Origin of the sequence: Undibacterium sp. Ren11W (assembly GCF_049340485.1) — a bacterium.
GTDB lineage: Bacteria > Pseudomonadota > Gammaproteobacteria > Burkholderiales > Burkholderiaceae_D > Undibacterium.
The window spans coordinates 1-1,092 of record NZ_JBMPPB010000024.1; the positions used below are offsets into that span (position 1 = coordinate 1).

Genomic DNA, 1,092 nt, shown 5'->3' on the forward strand with positions numbered 1-1,092 from the left:
ACGACGGCCTGATCAGTAAAACAGAACTCGGTGCAGCCACCACAGTGGCAGTCACAGTCGCCTTGCCAGGCACCGCGAAGGCAGGTGACACCCTGACGATCACCGACGGCACGACTCCGCAAAGCCATGTCTTGACGGCCGCAGAAATCACGGCAGGTACGTATAGCAGCACGGTTGCGAAACCAGCGGAAGGCTCGACCTTGTCTGTTAGTGCAACCGTCACCGACCAAGCCGGTAATGTCTCCGCCCCGGGCACCGATGCAGCCACATTAGTGACTGTAACGAATGGTGCACCAACTATCACCATCACGACTGACAGCAACAACGACGGCCTGATCAGTAAAACAGAACTCGGTGCAGCAACGACAGTGGCAGTCACAGTCGCCTTGCCAGGTACCGCTAAAGCAGGCGACACCCTGACCATCACCGACGGCACGACTCCGCAAAGCCATGTCTTGACGGCCGCAGAAATCACGGCTGGTACGTATAGCAGCACGGTTGCGAAACCAGCGGAAGGCTCGACCTTGTCTGTTAGTGCAACCGTCACCGACCAAGCCGGTAATGTCTCCGCCCCGGGCACGGATGCAGCCACATTAGTGACTGTAACGAATGACGCACCTACTATCACCATCACGACCGACAGCAACAACGACGGCCTGATCAGTAAAACAGAACTCGGTGCAGCAACGACAGTGGCAGTCACAGTCGCCTTGCCAGGTACCGCTAAAGCAGGCGACACCCTGACCATCACCGACGGCACGACTCCGCAAAGCCATGTCTTAACCGCCGCAGAAATCACCGCTGGTACGTATAGCAGCACGGTTGCGAAACCAGCGGAAGGCTCGACCTTGTCTGTTAGTGCAACCGTCACCGACCAAGCCGGTAATGTCTCCGCCCCGGGCACGGATGCAGCCACATTAGTGACTGTAACGAATGACGCACCTACTATCACCATCACGACCGACAGCAACAACGACGGCCTGATCAGTAAAACAGAACTCGGTGCAGCCACCACAGTGGCAGTCACAGTCGCCTTGCCAGGCACCGCGAAGGCAGGTGACACCCTGACGATCACCGACGGCACGACTCCGC

The 1,092-nt window shown here is 58.1% G+C and carries 1 pseudogene; it reads left to right on the forward strand.

Going from position 1 to position 1,092, the window contains the following annotated elements:
• Positions 1 to 1,092: pseudogene (locus ACO0K8_RS22290) on the forward strand (hypothetical protein); the annotation flags it as partial.